The organism is Caproicibacterium argilliputei, assembly GCF_029211325.2.
Taxonomy (GTDB): Bacteria; Bacillota; Clostridia; order Oscillospirales; family Acutalibacteraceae; genus Caproicibacterium; species Caproicibacterium argilliputei.
The window spans coordinates 2,739,438-2,761,259 of sequence record NZ_CP135996.1 but is presented as its reverse complement, the minus strand read 5'-3'; the positions used below and the strand labels follow the sequence as shown (position 1 = coordinate 2,761,259).

21 protein-coding genes, 1 tRNA gene and 1 pseudogene are annotated in these 21,822 nt (G+C 57.0%); 21 read left to right on the top strand and 2 right to left on the bottom strand.

Annotated elements, in window-relative coordinates:
* Positions 1-42: 42 nt before the first annotated feature.
* The 8 genes from PXC00_RS13320 to hflX all read left to right on the top strand — a co-directional run bounded on the left by PXC00_RS13320 (position 43) and on the right by hflX (position 5,661).
* Entirely contained in the window at positions 43-555 is a 513-nt protein-coding gene (locus tag PXC00_RS13320; protein ID WP_275844209.1) for a LysM peptidoglycan-binding domain-containing protein, read from the top strand.
* Positions 552-1,460, top strand: coding sequence for a hypothetical protein (locus PXC00_RS13315; RefSeq protein ID WP_275844208.1), 909 nt, complete (start codon positions 552-554; stop codon positions 1,458-1,460). Before PXC00_RS13320 ends, PXC00_RS13315 begins: the two co-directional genes overlap by 4 nt.
* Entirely contained in the window at positions 1,454-1,807 is a 354-nt protein-coding gene (locus PXC00_RS13310) for a hypothetical protein (protein WP_275844207.1), read from the top strand. The genes PXC00_RS13315 and PXC00_RS13310 overlap by 7 nt, the downstream gene beginning before the upstream one ends.
* Positions 1,791-2,141: a hypothetical protein gene (locus tag PXC00_RS13305; protein WP_275844206.1), complete on the top strand. Its 351-nt coding sequence runs from the start codon at positions 1,791-1,793 to the stop codon at positions 2,139-2,141. Before PXC00_RS13310 ends, PXC00_RS13305 begins: the two co-directional genes overlap by 17 nt.
* The gene (locus tag PXC00_RS13300) at positions 2,138-3,196 is read left to right on the top strand and encodes a baseplate J/gp47 family protein (protein ID WP_275844205.1); all 1,059 of its coding nucleotides are present in this window, start codon (positions 2,138-2,140) and stop codon (positions 3,194-3,196) included. The genes PXC00_RS13305 and PXC00_RS13300 overlap by 4 nt, the downstream gene beginning before the upstream one ends.
* The gene (locus PXC00_RS13295; RefSeq protein ID WP_275844204.1) at positions 3,193-3,759 is read left to right on the top strand and encodes a hypothetical protein; all 567 of its coding nucleotides are present in this window, start codon (positions 3,193-3,195) and stop codon (positions 3,757-3,759) included. Before PXC00_RS13300 ends, PXC00_RS13295 begins: the two co-directional genes overlap by 4 nt.
* Before the next feature lie 112 nt (positions 3,760-3,871).
* Positions 3,872-4,321, top strand: a complete 450-nt coding sequence (locus PXC00_RS13290) for a hypothetical protein (protein ID WP_275844203.1) — start codon at positions 3,872-3,874, stop codon at positions 4,319-4,321.
* 74 nt (positions 4,322-4,395) lie between these two features.
* Positions 4,396-5,661 (top strand): GTPase HflX, encoded by a 1,266-nt coding sequence (hflX, locus tag PXC00_RS13285; RefSeq protein WP_275844294.1) that lies wholly within the window; start codon positions 4,396-4,398, stop codon positions 5,659-5,661.
* Positions 5,662-5,707: 46 nt separating this feature from the next.
* On the opposite strand, the gene PXC00_RS13280 is transcribed toward hflX, so the two are convergent.
* Positions 5,708-6,205 (bottom strand): flavin reductase family protein, encoded by a 498-nt coding sequence (locus tag PXC00_RS13280; RefSeq protein ID WP_275844202.1) that lies wholly within the window; start codon positions 6,203-6,205, stop codon positions 5,708-5,710.
* 240 nt (positions 6,206-6,445) lie between these two features.
* Here PXC00_RS13280 and PXC00_RS13275 point away from each other — a divergent pair, with 240 nt between their 5' ends.
* The 6 genes from PXC00_RS13275 to argF all read left to right on the top strand — a co-directional run bounded on the left by PXC00_RS13275 (position 6,446) and on the right by argF (position 13,497).
* Positions 6,446-7,678 carry an argininosuccinate synthase gene (locus PXC00_RS13275; RefSeq protein ID WP_275844201.1) on the top strand — a complete coding sequence of 411 codons (1,233 nt, stop codon included), beginning with the start codon at positions 6,446-6,448 and terminating at the stop codon, positions 7,676-7,678.
* Positions 7,679-7,739: 61 nt separating this feature from the next.
* Entirely contained in the window at positions 7,740-8,774 is a 1,035-nt protein-coding gene (gene argC / locus PXC00_RS13270) for an N-acetyl-gamma-glutamyl-phosphate reductase (RefSeq protein ID WP_275844293.1), read from the top strand.
* 42 nt (positions 8,775-8,816) lie between these two features.
* Positions 8,817-10,097 carry a bifunctional glutamate N-acetyltransferase/amino-acid acetyltransferase ArgJ gene (argJ, locus tag PXC00_RS13265; protein ID WP_316935008.1) on the top strand — a complete coding sequence of 427 codons (1,281 nt, stop codon included), beginning with the start codon at positions 8,817-8,819 and terminating at the stop codon, positions 10,095-10,097.
* A gap of 34 nt (positions 10,098-10,131) precedes the next feature.
* On the top strand, positions 10,132-10,989 hold the full coding sequence (argB, locus tag PXC00_RS13260) for an acetylglutamate kinase (RefSeq protein ID WP_275844200.1): 858 nt from the start codon (positions 10,132-10,134) through the stop codon (positions 10,987-10,989).
* A 349-nt stretch (positions 10,990-11,338) separates the two neighbouring features.
* Positions 11,339-12,520: an aspartate aminotransferase family protein gene (locus PXC00_RS13255; RefSeq protein WP_275844199.1), complete on the top strand. Its 1,182-nt coding sequence runs from the start codon at positions 11,339-11,341 to the stop codon at positions 12,518-12,520.
* 74 nt (positions 12,521-12,594) lie between these two features.
* Entirely contained in the window at positions 12,595-13,497 is a 903-nt protein-coding gene (argF, locus tag PXC00_RS13250; RefSeq protein WP_275844198.1) for an ornithine carbamoyltransferase, read from the top strand.
* A gap of 84 nt (positions 13,498-13,581) precedes the next feature.
* Here argF and ypeB read toward each other — a convergent pair whose 3' ends face one another.
* Positions 13,582-14,853, bottom strand: coding sequence for a germination protein YpeB (ypeB, locus tag PXC00_RS13245; protein ID WP_275844197.1), 1,272 nt, complete (start codon positions 14,851-14,853; stop codon positions 13,582-13,584).
* Positions 14,854-15,130: 277 nt separating this feature from the next.
* On the opposite strand from ypeB, the gene murD reads away from it, so the two are divergent.
* The 7 genes and pseudogenes from murD to PXC00_RS13210 all read left to right on the top strand — a co-directional run bounded on the left by murD (position 15,131) and on the right by PXC00_RS13210 (position 21,812).
* On the top strand, positions 15,131-16,516 hold the full coding sequence (gene murD / locus PXC00_RS13240; RefSeq protein WP_275844196.1) for a UDP-N-acetylmuramoyl-L-alanine--D-glutamate ligase: 1,386 nt from the start codon (positions 15,131-15,133) through the stop codon (positions 16,514-16,516).
* Positions 16,517-16,529: 13 nt separating this feature from the next.
* Positions 16,530-18,677, top strand: a complete 2,148-nt coding sequence (locus PXC00_RS13235; RefSeq protein WP_275844195.1) for a zinc-binding metallopeptidase family protein — start codon at positions 16,530-16,532, stop codon at positions 18,675-18,677.
* Positions 18,674-19,438, top strand: a complete 765-nt coding sequence (locus PXC00_RS13230; protein WP_275844194.1) for a hypothetical protein — start codon at positions 18,674-18,676, stop codon at positions 19,436-19,438. The genes PXC00_RS13235 and PXC00_RS13230 overlap by 4 nt, the downstream gene beginning before the upstream one ends.
* Positions 19,374-19,757, top strand: a pseudogene (locus PXC00_RS13225) (NUDIX hydrolase); the annotation flags it as partial. The gene PXC00_RS13230 and the pseudogene PXC00_RS13225, both read left to right, overlap by 65 nt.
* A 144-nt stretch (positions 19,758-19,901) precedes the next feature.
* Positions 19,902-21,164 (top strand): methionine gamma-lyase family protein, encoded by a 1,263-nt coding sequence (locus PXC00_RS13220; protein WP_407654340.1) that lies wholly within the window; start codon positions 19,902-19,904, stop codon positions 21,162-21,164.
* A 98-nt stretch (positions 21,165-21,262) separates the two neighbouring features.
* Positions 21,263-21,667 (top strand): bacteriohemerythrin, encoded by a 405-nt coding sequence (locus PXC00_RS13215; protein ID WP_275844193.1) that lies wholly within the window; start codon positions 21,263-21,265, stop codon positions 21,665-21,667.
* Positions 21,668-21,729: 62 nt separating this feature from the next.
* Positions 21,730-21,812: transfer RNA gene (locus PXC00_RS13210), tRNA-Leu, on the top strand.
* The last annotated feature ends 10 nt before the right edge of the window (positions 21,813-21,822 follow it).

Below are 21,822 nucleotides of genomic sequence, written 5' to 3'. Positions count from 1 at the left end.
GGAGCAGGAAAGCCTGCGGTACCCGCATCCGTTGGTGGAAATATGATGCAGCTGTTTATGGGCTATAAAACGTTTTCGTGGCCGCGGCTGCCTGATACGTTGTGTATGGAACAGGAAAAGTATACGCAGGTGCTGCAGCAGCCTGAAAGTGGGGAAGTGCTGCAGGAACTGGGGGAGCGTGGACAAAACGTGACCGGCAGCGGCGTATTTCTGGGAAAGGAAGCCGCCGAACAGTGGCAGGCGCTCTGTGCGTGCTATGAGAAAGAGGGCGCCGGTGCGCTGTACCTGCCGGGCAGGAAGCCGGTCACAGCGGTTTTTACCGCGCTGACACTGGACGGCACACCCAGGGAAGACCGGATTGCGTACCGGTTTGCGTTTCATGTAACGGGAGTGCCGGAGGGGCAGCCGCAGACTTACCGGGTACAGGCAGGGGAGTGCCTGTGGAGTGCGGCACAGAAAGCCGGTGTTTCTGCCGAAGCGCTTTTAGCGGCAAATCCGGGGAAAATCCGCTGGGTGAATGAACTGCCGGAAGGATTGGAGTTGAGTTTGCCTTGAACTATTTTCTGCAGAATGCAGACGGGCAGAAATGGAAGCTGCCCGCGCCGGTTTCCGTTTCCCTGCAGAAAGACGAAGATGCGCCGGCGGCCGGGCTGCAGGCGGTGTTTCCGGCGTGGGAAGATGTGCCGTGCGCCGCGTTCTTTCGTGTGGAGGAGATAGACGGCACGGTATGGTTTGACGGCGTTGTGGATACCCTGATGCAGACGGACGGCGCTGCGCGGCTGTTGAAGTTAACGGCGCGCAGCCGTGCCGCCCTGCTGCTGGACAGCGAGGCGCTGCCGTGCCTGTATGCAAGGCCGAGCCTGCCGCAGCTTATCCGCGACCATGCGGTTCCCTATGGCTTTGCGGGCGCGGCGGGCTGTACGGATATTTTTGAAGTGCCATACACCGTAGAAAAGGGAATCAGCGAATGGCAGGTGTTGGCGGAATTTTGCCAGAACTATCTGGGTCAGACGCTGCGGGAAATGGACGGCGTTTTAACAGCCGAGGCGCAGAACGGCGGGGAAGCGCTCCTTTTGGGCGGAAAGGGAATTCCATATATGCAGGTTTGCGAGCAGCGGAACTTTTACCGCGGGCTGTCGGAAATCTGGGAATACAACAATGGAATCTGGAAAAAACGGGCGCAGGACAGCTTTGTGCAGCAACTGGGCCTTTTGCGGTGCAGGCGGACGACGGATGCGGCGGCACTGCTGCAGACGGCACAAAAAGCAATGCTTTCGGTGACGGTGCTGTGCGCCGGCTGGGTGCGCGCGCAGACCGGACAGAAGGCCGTGCTGAACCACCGCGGAAAAACGCGGGAACTGCGGATTGGACAGGTTTTGTACAGCCTTTCCGCAAGCGGAAAGACCACGCGCTTTCTGCTGTACGCACAGGAAAAGGGGGAATTGCAGTGTGGATGCTGAATCAGCTGCTGCAGGCGGCGCCGGTACAGGAGCCGGCACAGATGGGAAAGATCACCGGAGCGGCAAACGTACAGACGCTGACCGATTATGCGGGCGTGCAGATGTGCGCGCCGTGGGGGGTGCGGTGGCGCGCCCCGGACGGCACACGCGCGGTGCTGCTGAAAACAGAAGACGGCGTTGTCTGCACGGGGGTGCCGTTTGATGGCACGACCCTGCAGCCGGGGGAACTGCTGCTCTGCGCAGAAGGCGGTGCACAGATATATTTGAAAGCCAACGGAGAAGTGGTCATCAACGGGCAGACATTTCCCGCAGTGAAGCAGGAGCGTGCAAATGGAAACAGCAATTAAAAACGGAGATTATGTGCAGGCAGGCGGCACACTGCAGCAGGTTTCGGGTACAGCGGAACGCCTGCAGGAAGCAGCCATGCGGCTGTGCACGCGGCGCGGCGCATTTGTGTACGCACCGGCGTTTGGGAGCAGATTGGCGCAGGTTCGTGTCGGTGCGGCGGATGCCAATCTGCAGGCGCTGCAGTTTGCACAGGAGGCGCTGGCACCGATGCTTCCGCAGGTGCGCGTGACAGCAGTGCGGGTGCGAACAAGCGGTATTTGTGTGGAACTGCAGGTACAGGGTACACAGCAGGAAGTGCTGGTGCCGTATGCGGAAAGCGGGGGAGAATCATGATTTCCTATGAAGAATTGGTGCAGCGGATGAACACCGCCTACGCGAAGGAAACCGGCTTTGCGCCGGATGCGGCATCGGATACCGCCATCCGCTTTCGCGTGCTGGCAGGAGAGGTTTATAATTTGCTGACGGATCTGGCGTGGCTGAAGCAGTCTTTGCTGCCGCAGACGGCGGTGGGCGGGCAACTGGACAAACTGGCGCAGGAACACGGCCTGCAGCGGGCGCAGGCGGCGCAGGCGCAGGGCAGCCTGCAGTTTACCACGGCGCAGGATGTGCCCTTTGCCGTGGTTTTGTCGGCGGGAACCCAATGCACGACCGGCGGGGAGAATCCGGTGCTGGTGGAAACACTGGAAGAACTGCGGCTGCCGGTACGCGGCGGGCAGACTGCCGTGGTGCAGGCTCGTGCGGTGAAATCCGGCCCGGCGGGAAACCTTGCCGCCGGTGCGGTGAATGCACTGGTTACCGCCAACACCTATGTGGCTTCGGTGACGAACCCACAGGGATTTTCCGGAGGCAGGGATGCCCAGACAGACAGCCAACTGCGCAAACAGCTGCTGGAGCTGGGGCAGCAGCAGAGCAACGGCACAAATCTTGCCTTTTACCGGCGGCTTGCACAGCAGGCGGCGGGTGTTTCCTCGGTATCGGTGCAGGCGGTAACGCCGGCTGCCGGTGAAGTGACAGTGTGGCTTGCCGCTGCCGGTGTGGCTGCCCCGGAGGAAGTTGTGCAGCGTGTGCAGAAAAGCATGGAGAAAGCCAGAGAACTGAATGTGCAGGTACACGTTTATCCGGCAAAGACCGCGCCGGTTACGGTGGCGGTTACCATGCGGGCAAAGGACGGGCAGGAAGCGATTGCCGCCGCAGAAACGGTGCGCAGCGCTGTGCGAACGGGCTTTTCTGGCTTGCAGATTGGCGAAACCCCCAGTGCGGCACAGGTCTGCACATGGATTTACAGCACCGGCGTGGTGCAGGAGGCAGTTTTGCAGGCGGATACCGTGTTTCCGGCAGCGGCTGCCGACACGCTGGTGACGCTGAAAAGCGTGGAGGTATTCACATGAAGCCATTGGAAAGTATGCTGCTGCAGATGAAGCCGCTGGGGCTGTATGACTTGGGAAAGGACGGAAGCCTGGTGCGGGCAGAACTTTCAGCTTGCGCAGATGCCTTGCAGCTTGCATATGATGGGTTGCTGGAACTGGAACGCGAAGCGTACTTTGCAAGTGCGCAGGACTGGGGCTTTTCCGGCAAGTGCGCGTGGCTGGGCATTGCAGATGGCGGGGAGCACCGCCGCACCGCTGGTCTTGCGCTGCTGCGCATTCGGCCGGACAGCTTTACAAGGGCGGACTTTCTGCAGGCGGCAGAAGCGCTCGGACTGGGTGGTCCGCTTTATGAGTGCTTTGCGCAACGGCAGGTACTGCTGTGTCCATCCGTCCCACCGGACGACCGCGAATTTGCGGCACGGATGCTTCGGCGACTGCTGCCGGCGCATTTGACCGTGCGGGCCGACCTGCGCGGAAAGGACGCGTCGTGGGCAGCGCTGGACGCGCAGGCGCAGAACTGGACGCAGTACGACGCACAGGCGGAAACTTGGGGGGAAAGGGAGAAGGACGTCGTGTTTTTTTAGCTTTGCGTGAATTTTGCACAGGTTAATTTTGGAGTAAAATTCCAATTTTTTGATTCGTTCCATTTGACCGATAGTTTATCGAGAAACAGACAAAATACAGGAGGATGAAACGATGCCGTCAAGCAAACAGACCGCACATGGTTTGAATTTATGGGAGGCGCAAGACCATCCGCTGCGCGAGGATTTTGTACGGGATAACCAAACGGTGGATGACTGGCTGAGCAAACATATTGCAGATACATCCCTGCACAAGACGCCGACAGACCCCGCACAGCTGGTGTGCGGGACTTACACCGGAGACGGCGGCAAGCTGCAGACGGTCAGTCTGGGGTTTGATCCGCAGGCAGTTCTGGTATTTCCTTTTCAGAAAGGTCTGCTGCAGAAGGACAGCAGCGGCAATTTGGTACTGTACGGCGGCATTGCAGCAGTGGGCTTGTACTGCGGGCCGTTGTATGTGCTGAAAAACAAAGGCTTTTCTGTAAAGAATGACACAGCGGGCACAGCGGTTTATGCACTGCTGAACGAAAAAGACAGCAAGTACTGCTACGTTGCGTTTCGCTGATTGCAAATCGGGCACATTTGCAGTAGAATAAAACCCTGTTGGAAAATGATGAATTCGGGCGGAGGGAATCAATGATGTACGAAAATACAGAGCAGCTGCCGCGCGCGCTGCTGGTGGAGTGCGACACCGGCGAATATGATGCCGAAGCTTCGCTTGCGGAGCTTTATGAGTTGGTGCGCAGCGCAGGCGCGGAGCCTTTCGGTGCACTGACACAGAAACGCCCGGCACCGGACACCGCAACCTGTGTGGGCAGCGGCATGGTGGAGGAGATTGCCGCATTCTGTGTGGAGTATGCCATCGAACTGCTGATTTTCGACCGGGAGCTGACCCCTACCCAGATTCGCAACCTTGAGCAGGCGGTCGGTGTGCGCGTGGTGGATCGAACCATGCTGATTTTGGACATTTTTGCGGCGAATGCCCGGTCTAAAGAGGGAAAGCTGCAGGTGGAGCTGGCGCAGCTGCAATACCTGCTGCCTCGGCTTTCCGGACGCGGAACGGCGCTTTCGCGGTTGGGCGGCGGCATTGGCACACGAGGGCCGGGCGAAACCAAGTTGGAAACCGACCGCCGGCACATCCGCACGCGCATTCAAAGCCTGCAGGCGCAGCTTGACGAAGTGGAAAAACACCGGGCACAGATTGACCGCCGCCGCAAAAAAGATGGCGTGGTGACTGTGGCACTGGTCGGCTACACCAATGCGGGGAAAAGCACGCTGATGAACCGGCTGACGGATGCGGGCGTGCTGGCGGAAAACCGGCTGTTTGCCACACTGGACCCGACGGCGCGCGCCCTGAAACTGCCGAACGGTTTTTCGGTGATGCTGATTGACACCGTTGGTTTGGTTCGGCGGCTGCCACATCACCTGGTGCAGGCGTTTCGCTCTACATTGGAACAGGCAGCCAACGCGGATATTCTGCTGAATATCTGCGACGCTTCCAGTAAGGAAGCGCAGGTGCACTTGGACGTTACCCGCAAGCTGCTGGAGTCACTCGGCTGCACCGGAACGGTACTCTCGGTGCTGAACAAGTGCGACGAAGTGCCGGGGCTTGCGGATTTGCCGCTGATTGGCGGCGGCGTGCGCATCAGCGCAAAAACCGGGCAGGGGATTGACCGCCTGCTGACAGCGATTGAAGAGGCGCTGCCGGTATGCGTGCGGCGGGTGAAGCTGCTGCTGCCGTTTACCCAGACGGGGCTTACGGCGCGCATCCGGCGGGAGGGTACCGTGCTGAGCGAGGAGTACACCCTGAGCGGTGTGCAACTGGAAGCTTTTATCGGGCCGTCGCTGTTTGCCGTGTGCGCACCCTATCTGGAGGAACCGGAAACTCCGGCGGGCGGGGATTAAAAAAGGACTGCTGTGTGCAAAAAGCCACAGCGGTCCTTTTTTGTATTTAGGCTTCGTAAGCCTTGCATACTTCGCCGACAAACAGAATGTGGTAGTCGTGTTCCGCATAAAACTGGCTGTCCAGAGAAGCATCCGCAAAGCCCTTTGGGTCCAGCGGCTGGTGGTACAGCTTTCTGCACACCAGTGTTAGGGAAGCCTCCTGAAAAATCGGAACGTTCTGGTCGGGCACCAGCGTCAAACCGGCGGCGGCAATTTTTGCGTTTTCACCGCCGGAGTGACTGCCGCAATAATTCAGCGCGCCACGGTGCGCCTCGTCAAAAAAGCTAAGGGTGTAAGTGTCGTTCTGCTCCAGAAAACGCAAGGTATGGCGCTGTGGGCGAATGACGACTGCGGAAACAGGCTTTGCCCACATAATGCCCAGTCCGCCCCAGGAGGCGGTCATGGTGCTGCACTTTTCGGGGGAGCCGGCGCTGATGAGCATCCAGTCCTTCCCAATTTTTTCAAACGGTGCAAACGGCAGGGATTCTACTGTAAGTTCTTTCATAGCGTACCTCCATGAATAAAGATTCTGTTTTTTCTAGTATAGCACACAGCCACAAGAAAAAACAGGGCGTTTGCGCACCTGATACCGCGCAGGAAACGAACATAATGCCGCCTATTTCCGCTTTTGAATAAATAATTTTATGAAGTTCTCATAAATATGAATAAATATGCAAAATCGCTTGATTTTCTTCGTATATGCAGTATAATAAAAGCATCAACAATAAACGGAGGCTGTACAGATATGGATAAAAAGAATATTAAAAAAGTCGTGCTGGCTTATTCCGGCGGACTGGATACGTCCATCATTATCCCGTGGCTTAAGGAAAATTACAACAACTGTGAAGTCATTGCTGTGGCGGCCGACGTGGGTCAGGGCAGCGGTGAGCTGGAAGGCTTGGAGGAAAAGGCAAAGAAGACCGGCGCCAGCAAGCTTTACATTGCAGACCTCAAAAAGCAGTTTGTGGAGGACTACATCTGGGAAACGCTCAAAGCGGATGCGGTGTATGAAAACAAATACTTGCTCGGCACCAGCTTTGCGCGTCCGCTGATTGCCAAGCGCTTAGTCGAAATTGCACAGGCAGAGGGCGCGGATGCCATCTGTCACGGCTGCACCGGCAAGGGCAACGACCAGGTTCGTTTTGAACTGAGCATTAAAGCGTTTGCGCCGAATATGCCGATTATTGCCCCGTGGCGCGAGTGGAACATCCAGTCCCGCGATGAGGAAATTGACTATGCGGAAGCACACAACATTCCGCTGAAAATCACCCGTGAAACCAACTATAGCAAGGACAAAAACCTGTGGCATCTTTCCCATGAGGGTCTGGATTTGGAAGATCCGGCAAATGAGCCGCAGTACAACAAGCCCGGCTTTCTGGAACTCGGTGTTTCGCCGGAGCAAGCGCCCGACAAGCCGACTTACGTTACCATTCATTTTGAAAAGGGCGTGCCGGTATCTCTGGATGGGCAAAAGCTCTGTGCGGTTGACCTGCTCAGCCAGCTGAACAAGCTCGGCGGTGAAAATGGTGTCGGCCTTGCGGATATTGTGGAAAACCGTCTGGTCGGCATGAAGAGCCGCGGCGTGTATGAAACCCCCGGCGGCACCATTCTGTACCATGCGCACAATAAGCTTGAGGAAATCTGCTTGGATAAGGACACCTACCACTACAAGCAGGGAATTGGCGAAAAATTTGCGGAGTTGGTTTATGACGGCAAGTGGTTTACCCCCCTGCGCGAGGCGCTTTCCGCGTTTGTGGACAGCACACAGGGAACCGTGACCGGCGATGTAAAGTTGAAGCTTTATAAAGGCAATATTATTGATGCAGGCGTGACCAGCCCGTACAGCCTGTATGACGAGGAAATCGCCACGTTCAGCGCAGACGATGTATATGACCAGAGCGATGCGGACGGATTCATCAATCTGTTTGGTCTGCCACTGAAGGTACAGGCGCTCAAAAAGTTGAAGCTCGGTAAATAATTCGAAAACGGCGGACGGGAGTCCGCCTTTTTGAAATTTCAGGAAGGAAGGAAAAAACATGATCGTCAACGCAGGCGTTATCGGCGCAACCGGCTATGCCGGTGCGGAGCTGGTGCGAGTTCTTGCGGGGCATCCGCAGGCGCGGCTTGCAGCTGTCAGTTCTGTCAGCTTTGCGGGCAAACCGCTGAGCAGTGTGTACCCGGCGTATTACGGTCTTTGCGATTTGTGCTGCGGTACGGAAGAGGAAGTGCTGCAGAAAAGCGACGTGGTGTTTGCTGCGTTGCCACACGGTTTGTCGCAGGAGATTGCCAAAAAGTGTCATGACGCAGGCAAAGTCCTGATTGACCTTGGCGCGGATTTTCGGCTCAAGCGTCTGGATGAGTATGAGAAGTGGTATCAGGTTAAAGCCGTATATCCGGAACTGCATGAGGAGGCCGTTTACGGTTTGCCGGAGCTGTTCCGTGACGAAATCCGCGGCAAAAAGCTGATTGCCAACCCCGGCTGTTATACCACGGCGGTTCCACTGGCTTTGGTGCCGGCGCTGCAGGCAGGGCTGATTGAGAAGGACGGCATCATCGCCGACTGCAAGTCCGGCGTGACCGGCGCGGGGCGAAAGTCAACGCAGGATACGCATTATCCGGAGCTGAACGAGGGAATGCACGCCTACAAGGTGGGCGGCCACCGCCATACGCCGGAAATTGAGCAGACGCTGCGCCGCTTCTGCGGAGAAGAAGTGACGGTTGTGTTTACGCCGCACTTGCTGCCGGTGAACCGCGGGATTTTGGCAACCTGCTACGCACACTTGAAATCGGGCACCACCCTGGAGCAGCTGCAGCAAACCTATGAGGACTTTTATCGCAGAGAATACTTTGTGCGTGTTCTGCCGCAGGGGATGCGGGCGGATATTCACCACGTGCGGTACAGCAATTTCTGTGAAATCGAACTGCATATTGACCCGCGCACGCAAATGCTGATTGCGGTTTCCGCGATTGATAATATGGGAAAGGGCGCCGCGGGGCAGGCGGTGCAGAACATGAATTTGGCGCTCGGTTTGGAAGAAACCGCGGGCTTGACGGCATTACCGCCCGCGTTTTAAGCGGACGTAAGACAGTGTTTACAGGATACAGGAGGAATCTGCATGAAATGGATTGACGGCGGCGTTACGGCGCCGAAAGGATTTCGGGCCGCAGGCATCTATGCCGGTGTCAAAGCCTGTGCACACATGACCGCGGCGGAGGCGGCGAATTATGCGCAGGATATGCGCACCGGAAAAAAGCCGGTTGGAAGCAAGAATGACCTGGCACTCATTTGTGCGGACGCTCCCTGTACGGCGGCGGGTGTTTTTACCAGCAATCTGGTGAAGGGCGCGCCCATTGCAGTCTGTCAAAAGCACCTGCAGGACGGCAGGGCGCAGGCGGTGATTGCCAACAGCGGCAATGCCAATACCTGCAACGCGGACGGCAGACAAAAGGCAGAAGCCATGGCCGCCGCCGTTGCGGAAGAGCTCAATCTCCGCGACGAGGATGTTCTGGTGGGCAGCACCGGCGTCATCGGGCAGCCACTGCCGCTGGAGCCGATTCTTTCCGCAGTGCCTAAGCTGACCCAAAAACTTTCTACGCACGGCAGCTTGGATGCTGCCACGGCCATTATGACCACGGATACGGTGCCGAAAAACGTTGCCGTGGAAGTGGAACTGGACGGCAGGCCGGTGCGAATCGGTGGTATTTCCAAAGGCTCCGGCATGATTCATCCCAATATGTGCACCATGCTCTGCTTTTTGACCACCGATGCCGCCATCAGTGCAAAAGCACTGGACAGCGCCCTGCGCTTTGCCGTGCGCGACAGCTTCAATATGCTGAGTGTGGATGAGGATATGAGCACCAATGACACCTGTGTGATTCTGGCGGACGGCAAAGCAGGCAATGCGGAAATCACCGAAGACAGCCCCGCTTTTTCCATTTTCGCGCAGGCGCTCAAGGCGCTTTGTGTGAAGCTGGCGCGTGCCATGGCGAAAGACGGCGAGGGCGCGAAGAAACTGCTGGTTTGTCAGGTGAGCGGTGCGGCAAGCGATGCGGATGCGCGGAAAATTGCCAAGGCGGTGATTTGCTCATCCCTGGTGAAAACCGCAATTTTCGGAGCGGATGCAAACTGGGGGCGCGTGCTGTGCGCCATCGGTTACGCCGGTGCAAAAGTGGATGTGCAGAAAGTGGACGTCGATTTCGTTTCTGCCGTGGGAACTCTGCCGGTGTGTCGCGGCGGCGCGGGCATTCCATTTGATGAGGAACTGGGCAAGCGGATTTTGCAGGAGGATGAAATTACCGTGCGGACGGTTCTGCACGACGGCAATGCCGCCGCGGAAGCTTATGGTTGCGATTTAACGTACGACTATGTTAAAATAAACGGAGATTACCGCACTTGATACGGAATCAAGAATGTATGAAGTTGGGATGAAAATGGAGATTGCAAACGAAGACCGGGCGCGGGTCCTGGTACAGGCGCTGCCGTATATTCAGAAATATGCCGGAAAAACCATCGTGGTCAAGTATGGCGGCAACGCCATGATTGACGAAAAACTCAAGGATGCCGTCATGAGCGACATTGTGCTGATGCAACTGGTGGGCATTCATGTGGTGTTGGTGCACGGCGGAGGGCCGGAAATTTCAGCGATGCTGAAAAAAATCGGCAAAGAGAGCCGCTTTGTGCACGGGATGCGCGTGACGGATGCGGAAACGGTGGATATTGTGCAGATGGTGCTTGCCGGAAAGGTCAACAAGGCGCTGGTGCAGCTTTTAGAGGCGCACAGCGGGCACGCCATCGGGCTGTGCGGACTGGACGGCAGTATGCTGCGCGCGGAAAAGCTGGTTTCTGCGGACGATTTGGGTTTTGTGGGGCAGATTACCGAGGTTCACCCCGAAATCATTCAGGATGCGGAAAACAACGGTTACGTGCCGGTGATTTCCACCGTTGCGGGCGGTTACGACGGCGAGGTGTACAACATCAACGCGGACGTTGCGGCGGCGCGGATTGCGGCCTGCCTGCACGCGGAAAAGCTGATTTTGATGACGGATGTGCGCGGCCTGCTGCGTGACAAGGAAGATGAACGCACGATTATTCCGGTGGTGCAGGTATCGGCGGTGCCGAAGCTAAAAAAGGAAGGCATTATTTCCGGCGGAATGCTGCCGAAAATCGACTGCTGTGTGGAGGCGGTACGGCGCGGTGTCAAACGAGCGCACATCATTGACGGCCGGATTTCCCATTCGATTTTGGTTGAGCTTTTCTCGGATGAGGGCATTGGCACCATGTTCTACTGAAGGCTGAGCCTGCACGCACTTGCTGAAGCTCACGCGGGGAGCCCCTGCAGGCAGTGTGCTGAAGCTCACGGGACGTTAAGTTTCCGTCTTTTACAGTCTGCGTTAGGGTGAAGTCAGCGCTTCGAGCAGGTTGCTTTCCGTCGCTTTCTTAGAAAGCGACTGGGGGTGTGGGGGCGAAGCCCGCCACGACCTGAGAATGTAAAGCAGGTTCGGGCTGCAAGCCCGAGTGAAACGTATGGTATCCTTCACCACGCCAATGCTCCGCCGGAGCGTTGGCGGCACAGAAGTTCTTTGACGGTCTGCGTTAAAATGAATATTATCAAATAAAGGAAAAGGGAGGCTGCTTTCCATGCAGTTTGCGGAAATACAGGAAGGCGACAGCAGGTATATCATGCACGCGTACGGCCGGTTTCCCGCGGCATTGGTCAAGGGGAAAAATGCCACAGCCTGGGACACCAAGGGAAAAAAATACATTGACTTTACTTCCGGCATTGGCGTAAACTGCTTGGGTTACAGTGACCCGCAGTGGGCAGCGGCGGTGGCGGCGCAGGCCGCACAGATTCAGCATCTTTCCAATCTGTACTACAGTCCGGTTACCGTCAAGGCGGCGAAAGCACTGTGCGAGGCTGCCGGAATGCAGCGCGTCTTTTTCGGGAACAGCGGTGCCGAAGCAAATGAGTGCGCGATTAAAATTGCCCGTAAGTACAGCGCAGACAAATACGGCGAGGGTCGCAGCCAAGTGGTTACCCTGCAGAATTCTTTTCACGGCCGTACCGTAACCACACTGGCGGCAACCGGACAGCGTGTGTTCCACGAAAAGTTTCTGCCGCTGACAGAGGGCTTTGCCTATGCGGAGCCGAAAATGGAAAGCGTGCGTGGCGCGGTGAATGCACATACCTGCGCGGTTTTAATTGAATTGATTCAGGGCGAGGGTGGCGTGCACCCTATGGAAAAACAGTTCGTGCAGGATTTGGCGGCTTTTTGTGCGCAAAAAGATCTCTTGCTGCTTATTGACGAGGTGCAGACCGGCATCGGCCGCACCGGCAGCTTTTTCTGCTATCAGCAGTACGGTATTACACCGGACGTTGTCAGTGCGGCAAAGGCGCTGGGCGGCGGACTGCCGATCGGCGCGTGTTTGGTTGGCTCCAAATGCGCGCAGGTGTTTGCGCCCGGCGACCACGGCAGCACGTTTGGCGGCAATCCGGTGGTTTGCGCCGGCGCGCTGGAAGTCCTTTCGCGGGTGGCACAGCCTGCGTTTTTGGAGGATGTGCGCAAAAAGGGCGCATACCTGCGCAGCGAACTGGAAAAGCTTCCGAATGTGGAAAGTGTGCGCGGATTGGGCATGATGCTGGGCGCCAAGCCCGCAGCCGGCGAACCGGGCAAAATCGCCGCTGCCTGCGTGGATGCCGGGCTGCTGGTGCTGACCGCCAAAGATGTGCTGCGCTTCCTGCCGCCGCTGACGATTTCCAAAGCGGAAATGGACGAGGGGCTGGCAATTCTGCGGCAGGTTCTGCAGGGATTTGCTGGCTGACGGCAGAACTGCTTCAAGCGGAAATGATGCGTGAAAACGGAAACTGTAAATAAGGAAAAGAGGTATCCCGATTTATGAAACACTTACTCAAAATGCTGGACCTTTCCACACAGGAAATTACGGAAACTTTGGATCTTGCCGATCAGCTCAAGTACGAGCTGAAACACAATATTCCCCACCCGCGCCTTGCGGGAAAGACCCTGGGGCTGATTTTTGAAAAGGCGAGCACCCGCACCCGCGTTTCTTTTGAAGTGGGTATGTACCAGCTGGGCGGACTGCCGATTTTTCTGTCTGCGCATGATATGCAGATTGGCCGCGGCGAGCCGGTGCAGGACACCGCGCGCGTGCTTTCGCGGTACCTCAACGGCATTATGATCCGTACCTTTAAGCAGAGCGAAGTGGAGGCCCTTGCGAAAAACGGCACCATTCCAATCATCAATGGACTGACGGACTTTTCTCATCCGTGCCAGATTCTTGCCGACCTCATGACCATCCGCGAGAAGCGCGGCGCGCTGGATGGGCTGAAAATGTGCTTTATTGGCGACGGCAACAACATGATGAACTCCTTAATCGTCGGCGGCCTGAAGATGAAGATGGAAGTTGCCGTGGCCTGCCCGGCGGACTACCGCCCGGCGGCAGAGGTGCTGGACTTCGCGCAGGCATATCCGGCATTCAGCATGACGACCGACCCGCTGGAGGCGGCAGTCGGTGCGGATGTGGTTATTACCGATGTCTGGGCGTCCATGGGGCAGGAAGAGGAAGCCGCGAAGCGCCGCAAAGCGTTTGCGGGCTACCAGATTAACGACAAAGTTATGGCGGCGGCAAAGCCGGATGCCATGGTGCTGCACTGCCTGCCCGCGCACCGCGGCGAGGAAATTACGGCGGAAGTGTTTGAAAAGCATTCCGAAGAAATTTTTGAAGAAGCAGAAAACCGTTTGCACGCACAGAAGGCAGTTTTGGTGAAGCTTCTGGGCTGAGTCTTTCTGTTTGCAAAGAAAAAACAAAAGCATCCCTTTTCGGCGTTTCTGCCTTTAAAGGGATGCTTTTTGTGCTTTTGGGATTTATTTCACCAGCGTGCCGGTGTCAGACGGCTGTACAATCATAATCTGCTGCTCCATGCCGGTTTGGCAGTTGATATAAACCAGAACCCGGTCGTTGCCGCTGCCGGTGCAGTTAAACTCCCAGCACAGCACTTCGTTGAGGCCCTCGGTTGGGATGAGCGCCAGCCGGCCGGAGTTGACCTTCAGGCGGGTGCTGACGTTTGCCTGTGCCTGCGCCTTGTCGTACTTCGGGGTGTCAAAATTGCGGGTGGTGTGATTCATTACATAGCCGTTGGCACCAAGGGATACGATTTCGCCGGTGTCCAGAGCAACGCCGACTTTGATGAGGTCGGGGTAGCAGCGCACATCGCCGTCCTGATAAGCAAAGTTAAAAAGGATGCGCCCATCGGTCTTAATCCAGTAAGAGGGCAGCATATTTTTGTAGCCCTGCTTGGCAAGATACGCTTCCGCTTTCTGTTGCGCGGCTTTTGCGTCGATTTTTTCGGAGGTAATTTCCCGGCTGTTTTCCATGGAAACCACCATGCCGCCTTTTTTCGTCACGGAAATGCGAATGGTGCCTGTGCTAAAGTTGTAGGTGGGCAGACCGCCGGCGGTGTCGGCAATATGCGTCAGTTTGTCTGTGGGAATTCCCAGACACTTTGCCGCGATGACCTTGGCATTGCCCTGTTCAATATCCTTTTTGTTCTGTAGGCAGCGGGGGCTTTTGCGCCCGATGTGGTCGGAAAACGGCCCGTCATAAATGAGGGACGGGAAGTCGGTAAAATCTTCCGCAGTCTGCTTAAATTGCTTGGCGACGTTGGGTGAGCTGTAATCCGGCTTCACAGAGGTCAGGCTTTGGGAAAGCTTTGTCGCGTAGGTGTGCAGCTGCTCGATGGTTTTGTATTCGGCATCAGTGATTTTTCCGCCCGCACTGACACGGCTGCTGAGCGTCATGGAAAAGTCGCCGACCTGGGTAATGTATTTGGATACGTTCGACATGGTGTCATCGGTAATCGGCAGGGTGGAAAGCGCCTCTTTGGCAAGGCTGGTTTCGCGCATCAGGCGCGCGGCCAGACCATTCTGCTGGGTGGCGGTATTTGCGTAAATGCTTTTGTCCAGTGTGGTGGAAATGTTGTCCACACAGTCACGCAGGTCACTGTAAGCGCGGTTGTAGGTGTACTGCAGGTCCCGCTTGGCGGCTTTTTCCGCAGCCATGCTGCGCACGGTGAAAGCCCCGGCGGTTATCACCGCGGCCACAGCGATGACGGCCATGACAATTTGCTTTTTTTTCATAAGATCACCTTGCCCGCAGTTGTATTTTTGCATGGAAACTTCCTGCAAATGAAAGCGAAGCGGGACGCTTCTATTTTTCGTCAGCAGGGGCAGAATATACACGCGATTTTTCCAACCGCAAAACAACCTTTGAATTGCACAAAATATGATGTATAATGATACAGCGGCTGCCCACTCTGCGCTTCGGTGCAGGCAGAGCGGCGCAGGAAACATACAAATAGAAATATTATTATAAATAATACAAATCGTATATATTTTTTTACGGGAGGAAAACAGGATGCCGATAGCAGATTTTTATAAAGCCATGCGGGAAAAGCAGGTCGCATTCTGCGGGCTGGGCGGCAGCAACCTGCCGCTTGTGCGCCGCTTTGCGAAGGAGGGCGCCCATGTCACCGCGCGGGACCGCCGCACCCGCGCACAGCTGGGCGTACTTGCCGAAGAACTGGAGGCACTTGGCGTGCAGTTGGTGCTGGGGGAGGGCTATCTGGAAAATCTGACGGAGGATGTGATTTTTCGCACACCCGGTATGCCGTATCACCTGCCGCAGCTGGACGCCGCGCGCGCGCGCGGCAGCGCTGTGACCAGCGAAATGGAGGTTTTTCTGGACTACTGTCCCTGCAGGGTGTTTGGCGTGACCGGTTCGGATGGCAAAACCACCACCACGACCATTTTGGCAAAAATTTTGCGCCATGCGGGCAAAACCGTGCACGTTGGCGGCAATATCGGTACGCCGCTGCTGCCGATTCTGGAGGAGATTCAGCCGGAAGATGTGGTGGTGGCGGAGCTTTCCAGCTTCCAGCTGATTTCTGTCGGGCACAGTCCGCAGGTTGCCGTTGTGACCAATATGAGCCCGAACCACCTGGATATTCACAAGGATATGCAGGAGTATGTGGACGCGAAAAAGAATATTTTCCTGCATCAAAACGCTTTCGGGCGCGCGGTGCTGAATTTAGATAACCCGATTACCGCAGGTTTCGTGCCACAGGTGCGGGGCGAGTGCCTGCTGTTCAGTCGGAAACAGCCAGTGCAGAACGGCTGCTGTCTGGACGAAAGCGGAACCCTCCTGTTTATGAAGAACGGTGCCGCAACACCAATTCTAAAGGAAACTGAAATTAAAATTCCGGGTGCGCACAATGTGGAGAATTACATGGCCGCCATCTGCGCGGTCTGGGGGTATGCTTCGCCGGCGGATATCCGTGCGGTGGCAACGACCTTTACCGGCGTGAAGCACCGCGCCGAGCTGGTGCGCGAGCTGGATGGCGTGCGCTGGTATAACGACAGCATTGCCACCACCCCAAGCCGGACGATGAAAGGAATGCTTTCGCTGTTCCCACAAAAGCTGATTTTGATTGCAGGCGGCTATGACAAAAAAATTCCGTTCGAGCCGATGGGCGTGCCGGTGTGCGAGCACGTCAAAACACTGGTGCTGCTGGGTGCGACCGCGCCGAAGATTGAAGCGGCGGTCACCGCGGCAGAAAATTACCGCCCCGGTGCGCCGAAAATTCTGCACGTCAGCAGTCTGGAGGAGGCGGTGCAGGTGTGCCGCAGAGAAGCGGTCAAGGGCGACATTGTCGCGATGAGCCCCGCCTGCGCCAGCTTCGATATGTTCCCGAATTATGAAACCCGCGGCGACTTGTTCCGCCAGATGGTGAATCAACTGTAAGGAGAGTTAGAACATGAAAGTAGAGAGGATTCTCAAAACACTTTGTGCCGCAGTCGGTACCAGCGGTGACGAAGCGGCACCAGTTCGCGAGGCACTGGGGCTGACCGGTCTGCCGGACGGCCAGGTGGACGCACTCGGAAACGGTAGTGTGACGCTGGGCGCGGCAGACGCGCGGCTGCATCTTTTACTGGAAGCACATATGGACCAGGTGGGCATGGTGGTCACTTCCGTAGAGGAACACGGGTTCCTGCACTTTGCAAACTGTGGCGGCGCGGACGCGCGCGTGATGCCGGGCTGCCCGGTGCGCGTGTTTGCATCCGAAGCGGCGCAGCCGCTGTTGGGTGTGGTGGGCAGTGTTCCGCCGCATCTGAACAAAGATGGTACGGACAAGGTGCCCAAGACAGAGGATATGACCATCGACCTGGGGCTGCCCGCCGCAAAGGTAAATGTTCAGGTGCGCCCCGGCGACCGCGTGGTGCCGGTGTATACGCCGAAAATGCTGCTGGGTACACGCATGGCATCTGCGGCGCTGGATGACCGCGCTGGTGCGGCTGCCTTGGTGCGCTGCGCGCAAATGCTGCAGAAGGTTGCCCTGCCCGGTGTGAAAGTGACGTTCCTGTTCAGTACGCGCGAGGAAGTCGGCGGGCAGGGTGCGCGCACAGCCGCTTATACAGCGGACGCGGAGCAGGCGATTTGCGTGGATGTCAGCTTTGCCGCGCAGCCCGGCGTTAAGCCGGAAGTCAGCTGGAAGCTGGGCGGCGGCGTGATGATTGGCGCCGCGCCAATTTTAAACCGCGCCATGGGCAGAAAACTGGCGGCGCTGGCACAACGGGAGTCGATTCCTTACAAGTGGGATGTTATGGGCGGTTCTACCGGAACCAACTGTGACGAAGTGGCGGTTGCGCGCGGCGGCGTACAGACAGCGCTGCTCAGCATTCCCGAGCGCTCCATGCACACTCCGGCGGAAGTGGTTGACCTGCAGGATGTGGAAGACACCGCCCGCCTGATGGCGGTGTATGTGTGCGATCTGTGCGGGGCAAAGCTGCCGGAGGAGCCGGAAGAAAAACCGGCGATGCAGGAAATCTTCAGCAGTACCGGCGCTGTATCAACGGATACCGACGCGCAGATCTGGAGCGGCTGCCTGCCCAAGCTGTGCACCGCACGCGGAATTTCCGGCGCGGAAGACGCCGTGCGGGAGCTAATCCTTTCATACATTCGTCCGTATGCGGAAAAAATTGAAATTACGCCGCTGGGCAGCGTTCTGGCTTACAAGAAAGGGCGCAGCCGGGCGCGTACGCGCCTGCTGCTGAATGCCCACATGGATGAAGTCGGTCTGATTGTGACACACATTACAGACGAGGGTTTGCTCAAATTTGCCGCAGTCGGCGGCATTGACCCGCGCATCCTGCCCGGCCGGAGCGTGACCGTCGGTTACGGCAGCGAAACCGTGCCCGGCGTGATTGGCTTAAAGCCGATTCACCTGACAGAAAAGGGCGAGCGCCAGAAGAGTATTCCGATGGACGATTTATATATTGACATCGGGGCAAAAGACAAAGCAGAAGCCGCCGCCGTGGTCACGCCGGGTGACATGGTCACCTTTGACAGTGTTTATGAGGAAAACGGCTGTTCTGTGAAAAGCCGCGCGCTGGACGACCGTGCCGGCTGTGCCTTGCTGATTCACCTGATGCAGCAGGAAGACTGGGCATACGATACCGTCTTTGAATTTGCCGTACAGGAGGAAGTGGGCCTGAACGGTTCGCGCACCGGTGCATTTTTGGCAGAGCCGCAGGCTGCCATTGTGGTGGAAAGTACGACCGCCGCGGATGTGCCCGGCACAGAAAAGGAGCGCCAGATGTGCCGCCTAGGCGAAGGCCCGGTCATCTCCTTTATGGATCGCCGTACAATTTATGATAAGGAATATACCCAGTGGGCGTTTGAAGAAGCGCAGAAGGCCGGCGTGCCCTGCCAGTGGAAAGAGGGCGTTGCAGGCGGAAACGACGCGGGTGCCATTCACGGCAGCCGCGGCGGCGTGCGCACAGTGGCAGTGTCTTTGGCATGCCGCTATCTGCACGCGCCGATGGGCGTGATCAGCAAGGAGGATTATGACGCGGCGGCGGTGCTGCTGCAGCGCCTTGCAGAGCGCATCGCGGGTTCCGAATGATTCGGCAGGCGGAACACCTTGCGCAGCTTCTGCCGTATGACGATGATGCGTTTGGATGTCTGGTCGTTTCCGGCGCACAGGCGTATGGGCTGAAAACCGCTGCCGTACGGTTTTGGGCAGGGGAGGGCTTTGCGGTGCGCCTGCAGGACGGCACCGTCACGCTGTGCGGCAAAGTGCTGCCGCAGGCTGCGGAAGAACTCCGTGCGTTTTTGCCCTGTGTTGGGATGCACACGTTGGTTTGCAGTGCGTCAAACGCGCGCTGTCTTGCCCTGCAAACGGCGGGAACCGGCGTGGAAATGCGGCTGACCGGAAAGATTCCTGCGCCGCAAATACCGCTGCGCTTTGCGGAACAGGTGCCGTGTGAAACGGCACTGCCCCTGTCGGGAATGCACCGCCTGCTTGCCGCTTGTGAAACACCGGGCTTTGTGCCTCCGCCGTTTGAGCCGTTTTACCTAGACTTAAGCCATCGGATTCGGCACGGTGCGGCGCTCGCTGCTGGCGCGTATAAAGGGGAAACGTTGTGTGCCTGCGCGGCGGCGGCGCTCTCCCCAAGGCAGCTGCTTCTCTTTTCCGGCGCGGCACTGCCGCAGGTGCGCGGAACCGGCATCTTTGCGGCGGTGCTGGCAGGACTTGTGGAACGGGCGGCGCAGGGGCGCACGGTTTCTCTGCTGTGCGGGGAAGCACTTTGCGCGCATTATGAAAAACTGGGATTTACAATTTGGAAGCGCGGAAATGGGGAGAACGATAATGGCGAAAATTGAATTTTTTGAGGAAATCGGGGACAAGCCGATTCGTTACGCCGTGATTGCCGCGCAGGAGCAGGGGAAGTGGCTGCTGGTGCGCCACCGCCTGCGCAAAACATGGGAGATTCCCGGTGGGCACGTGGAGCCGGGTGAAACACCGGCGCAGGCGGCGCGCCGCGAACTCTGGGAGGAAACCGGCAGTACGCAGTCAGAAATGCGGCAGGTGTGCGTATACTCCGCCAGCGGAAAAGATATCATCAAGGATGGGCTGACGCAATCGTACGGCGTTTTGTATTTTGCGCAGGTCACCGCGCGCGGCGCGCTGCCCGAAAGCGAGATCGGTCAGGTGACGTTGGCAGACACCCTGCCGCCGGATGCCGAACTGACCTATCCTCTGATTCAGCCTGCGCTGTTTTCGCGGGTGCAAAAATTCTTGGTACAGCAGCACAATGAAACCATAAAGGAGATTTCGGATTTGCAGATTTATCCGTATTTTAAAATTGACGAAAAAATTCAGTCGGCAGCAGAACAGGCACTGCAAAAAGCGCAGCCCGCGCTGGCACGAATCGATGAAGTAACCGATTATAATCAGCAGAAAATGCTTGCCGCATTTATCGAGTGCGGCGTCAGCGAGAGCCATTTTGTTGCCAGTACCGGTTACGGATATGGCGACCGCGGCCGCGAAACACTGGATGCCGTTTATGCAAAAGCGTTCGGCGCCGAAGATGCGCTGGTGCGCCATAATTTCGTTTCCGGCACCCATGCCCTGACGGTTGCGCTGTTCGGTGTGCTGCGTCCCGGTGATACCATGCTGTCTGTGACCGGTGTTCCGTATGATACCCTGCAAAGCGTGGTTGGCCTGACCGGCGACGGCAACGGTTCCCTGAAGGAGTACGATATCCATTACCAACAGGTTGACCTGAAAAAAGACGGTACGCCGGATTACGCGGCTATCGAGCAGGCGGTGCGTCCGGGGCTGAAAATGGTGTACGTCCAGCGCAGCCGCGGGTACAGCCTGCGTCCGTCGCTGTTTGTAGAGGATATTGAGAAAATCGCGGAGATTGCAAAGCGCAAAGCGCCCGACTGCGTGGTCATGGTAGATAACTGCTACGGCGAGTTTGTGCAGCGGGAGGAGCCGGTTGCGCACGGCGCAGACCTCATGGCGGGTTCGCTGATTAAGAACCCCGGCGGCGGTGTGGCGCCAACCGGCGGTTATATCGCCGGCCGTAAGGATTTGGTGGAAAGCTGCGCTTACCGCCTGACCACCCCCGGCACCGGTCGAGAAATTGGCTGTACGCTTGGCAACAACCGGGAGCTGTTTATGGGCGCTTTCCACGCACCGCACGTTACCGGAGAAGCGCTCAAGACCGCCGTGTTTACCGCGGCACTCTTTGAGGAACTTGGCTATGGCGTAACGCCGCGGTGGAATGAGCCGCGCGCTGATATCATTCAGGCAGTTTTGCTGCGGGAAAAGGAAGCGCTGATTGCATTTTGCCAGGGCGTGCAGAAAGGCGCACCGGTAGATTCTTTTGTGGTGCCGGAACCTTGGGATATGCCCGGCTATGACTGTCCGGTCATTATGGCTGCAGGTGCGTTTACGCTGGGCGCTTCCATTGAACTGTCTGCGGATGCGCCGCTGCGTGCGCCTTGGGCCGCGTGGATGCAGGGCGGATTGAACTTTCATAGCGGGCGTTTAGGTGCGATGCTTGCCGCACAGTCGATGCTGGAAAAGGGAATTTTATAAGAGTAATTTTTAAACTTTGTGAAAACAAATCTTATTTTCAATTGCTTTTTTTCGAAAGTTGACTTAAAATGTAGGAAAAGCCGAAAGGAAGCGGAAAGATGTATCAGTGGACAAAAGATTTGGAAACTGGAAACGCAACCATTGATTCCGAGCATAAAGAGCTGATTCAGGCGGTCAATACGCTTCTGGAAGCGTGCGCGAAGGGCAAAGGCCGTGCCGAAATTCAGGACACCCTGCGCTTTTTAAAAGATTACGTCAGCCGCCATTTCAGCCACGAAGAAAAGCTGCAGCTGGAGTCACAGTACCCGGACTATGCGAATCACAAGCGGTATCACGAAGGGTTTAAGAAGACGGTGCAGGAGATTGCCACAGAGTATGAGCAGGGCGGCGCAACGATCCCTCTGGTGGCGAAGGTAAACCAAAGCATCGCCGGATGGCTGCTCAATCATATCAAGCGAGAAGATGTCAAGGTGGCGGCACATATTCGCGCGCAGCAGAAGTAAAGCTTGCGTTTCTCTAAAAAGTTTCGTATAATAAAGCAGGCGCCTTTTGGGCGTTTTGTCATGCGGATGTGGTGGAATTGGCAGACACGCCAGATTTAGGTTCTGGTGCGCAAGCGTGCAGGTTCAAGTCCTGTCATCCGCACCAAGTCATTTGC

Coding starts and splice junctions, on each gene's coding strand:
- PXC00_RS13320 (WP_275844209.1), top strand. CDS start 43: ATGATGCAGCTGTTTATGGGCTATAAAACGTTTTCGTGGCCGCGGCTG.
- PXC00_RS13310 (WP_275844207.1), top strand. CDS start 1,454: ATGCTGAATCAGCTGCTGCAGGCGGCGCCGGTACAGGAGCCGGCACAG.
- PXC00_RS13305 (WP_275844206.1), top strand. CDS start 1,791: ATGGAAACAGCAATTAAAAACGGAGATTATGTGCAGGCAGGCGGCACA.
- PXC00_RS13300 (WP_275844205.1), top strand. CDS start 2,138: ATGATTTCCTATGAAGAATTGGTGCAGCGGATGAACACCGCCTACGCG.
- PXC00_RS13295 (WP_275844204.1), top strand. CDS start 3,193: ATGAAGCCATTGGAAAGTATGCTGCTGCAGATGAAGCCGCTGGGGCTG.
- PXC00_RS13290 (WP_275844203.1), top strand. CDS start 3,872: ATGCCGTCAAGCAAACAGACCGCACATGGTTTGAATTTATGGGAGGCG.
- hflX (WP_275844294.1), top strand. CDS start 4,396: ATGTACGAAAATACAGAGCAGCTGCCGCGCGCGCTGCTGGTGGAGTGC.
- PXC00_RS13280 (WP_275844202.1), bottom strand. CDS start 6,205: ATGAAAGAACTTACAGTAGAATCCCTGCCGTTTGCACCGTTTGAAAAA.
- PXC00_RS13275 (WP_275844201.1), top strand. CDS start 6,446: ATGGATAAAAAGAATATTAAAAAAGTCGTGCTGGCTTATTCCGGCGGA.
- argJ (WP_316935008.1), top strand. CDS start 8,817: ATGAAATGGATTGACGGCGGCGTTACGGCGCCGAAAGGATTTCGGGCC.
- argB (WP_275844200.1), top strand. CDS start 10,132: ATGGAGATTGCAAACGAAGACCGGGCGCGGGTCCTGGTACAGGCGCTG.
- PXC00_RS13255 (WP_275844199.1), top strand. CDS start 11,339: ATGCAGTTTGCGGAAATACAGGAAGGCGACAGCAGGTATATCATGCAC.
- argF (WP_275844198.1), top strand. CDS start 12,595: ATGAAACACTTACTCAAAATGCTGGACCTTTCCACACAGGAAATTACG.
- ypeB (WP_275844197.1), bottom strand. CDS start 14,853: ATGAAAAAAAAGCAAATTGTCATGGCCGTCATCGCTGTGGCCGCGGTG.
- murD (WP_275844196.1), top strand. CDS start 15,131: ATGCCGATAGCAGATTTTTATAAAGCCATGCGGGAAAAGCAGGTCGCA.
- PXC00_RS13235 (WP_275844195.1), top strand. CDS start 16,530: ATGAAAGTAGAGAGGATTCTCAAAACACTTTGTGCCGCAGTCGGTACC.
- PXC00_RS13230 (WP_275844194.1), top strand. CDS start 18,674: ATGATTCGGCAGGCGGAACACCTTGCGCAGCTTCTGCCGTATGACGAT.
- PXC00_RS13215 (WP_275844193.1), top strand. CDS start 21,263: ATGTATCAGTGGACAAAAGATTTGGAAACTGGAAACGCAACCATTGAT.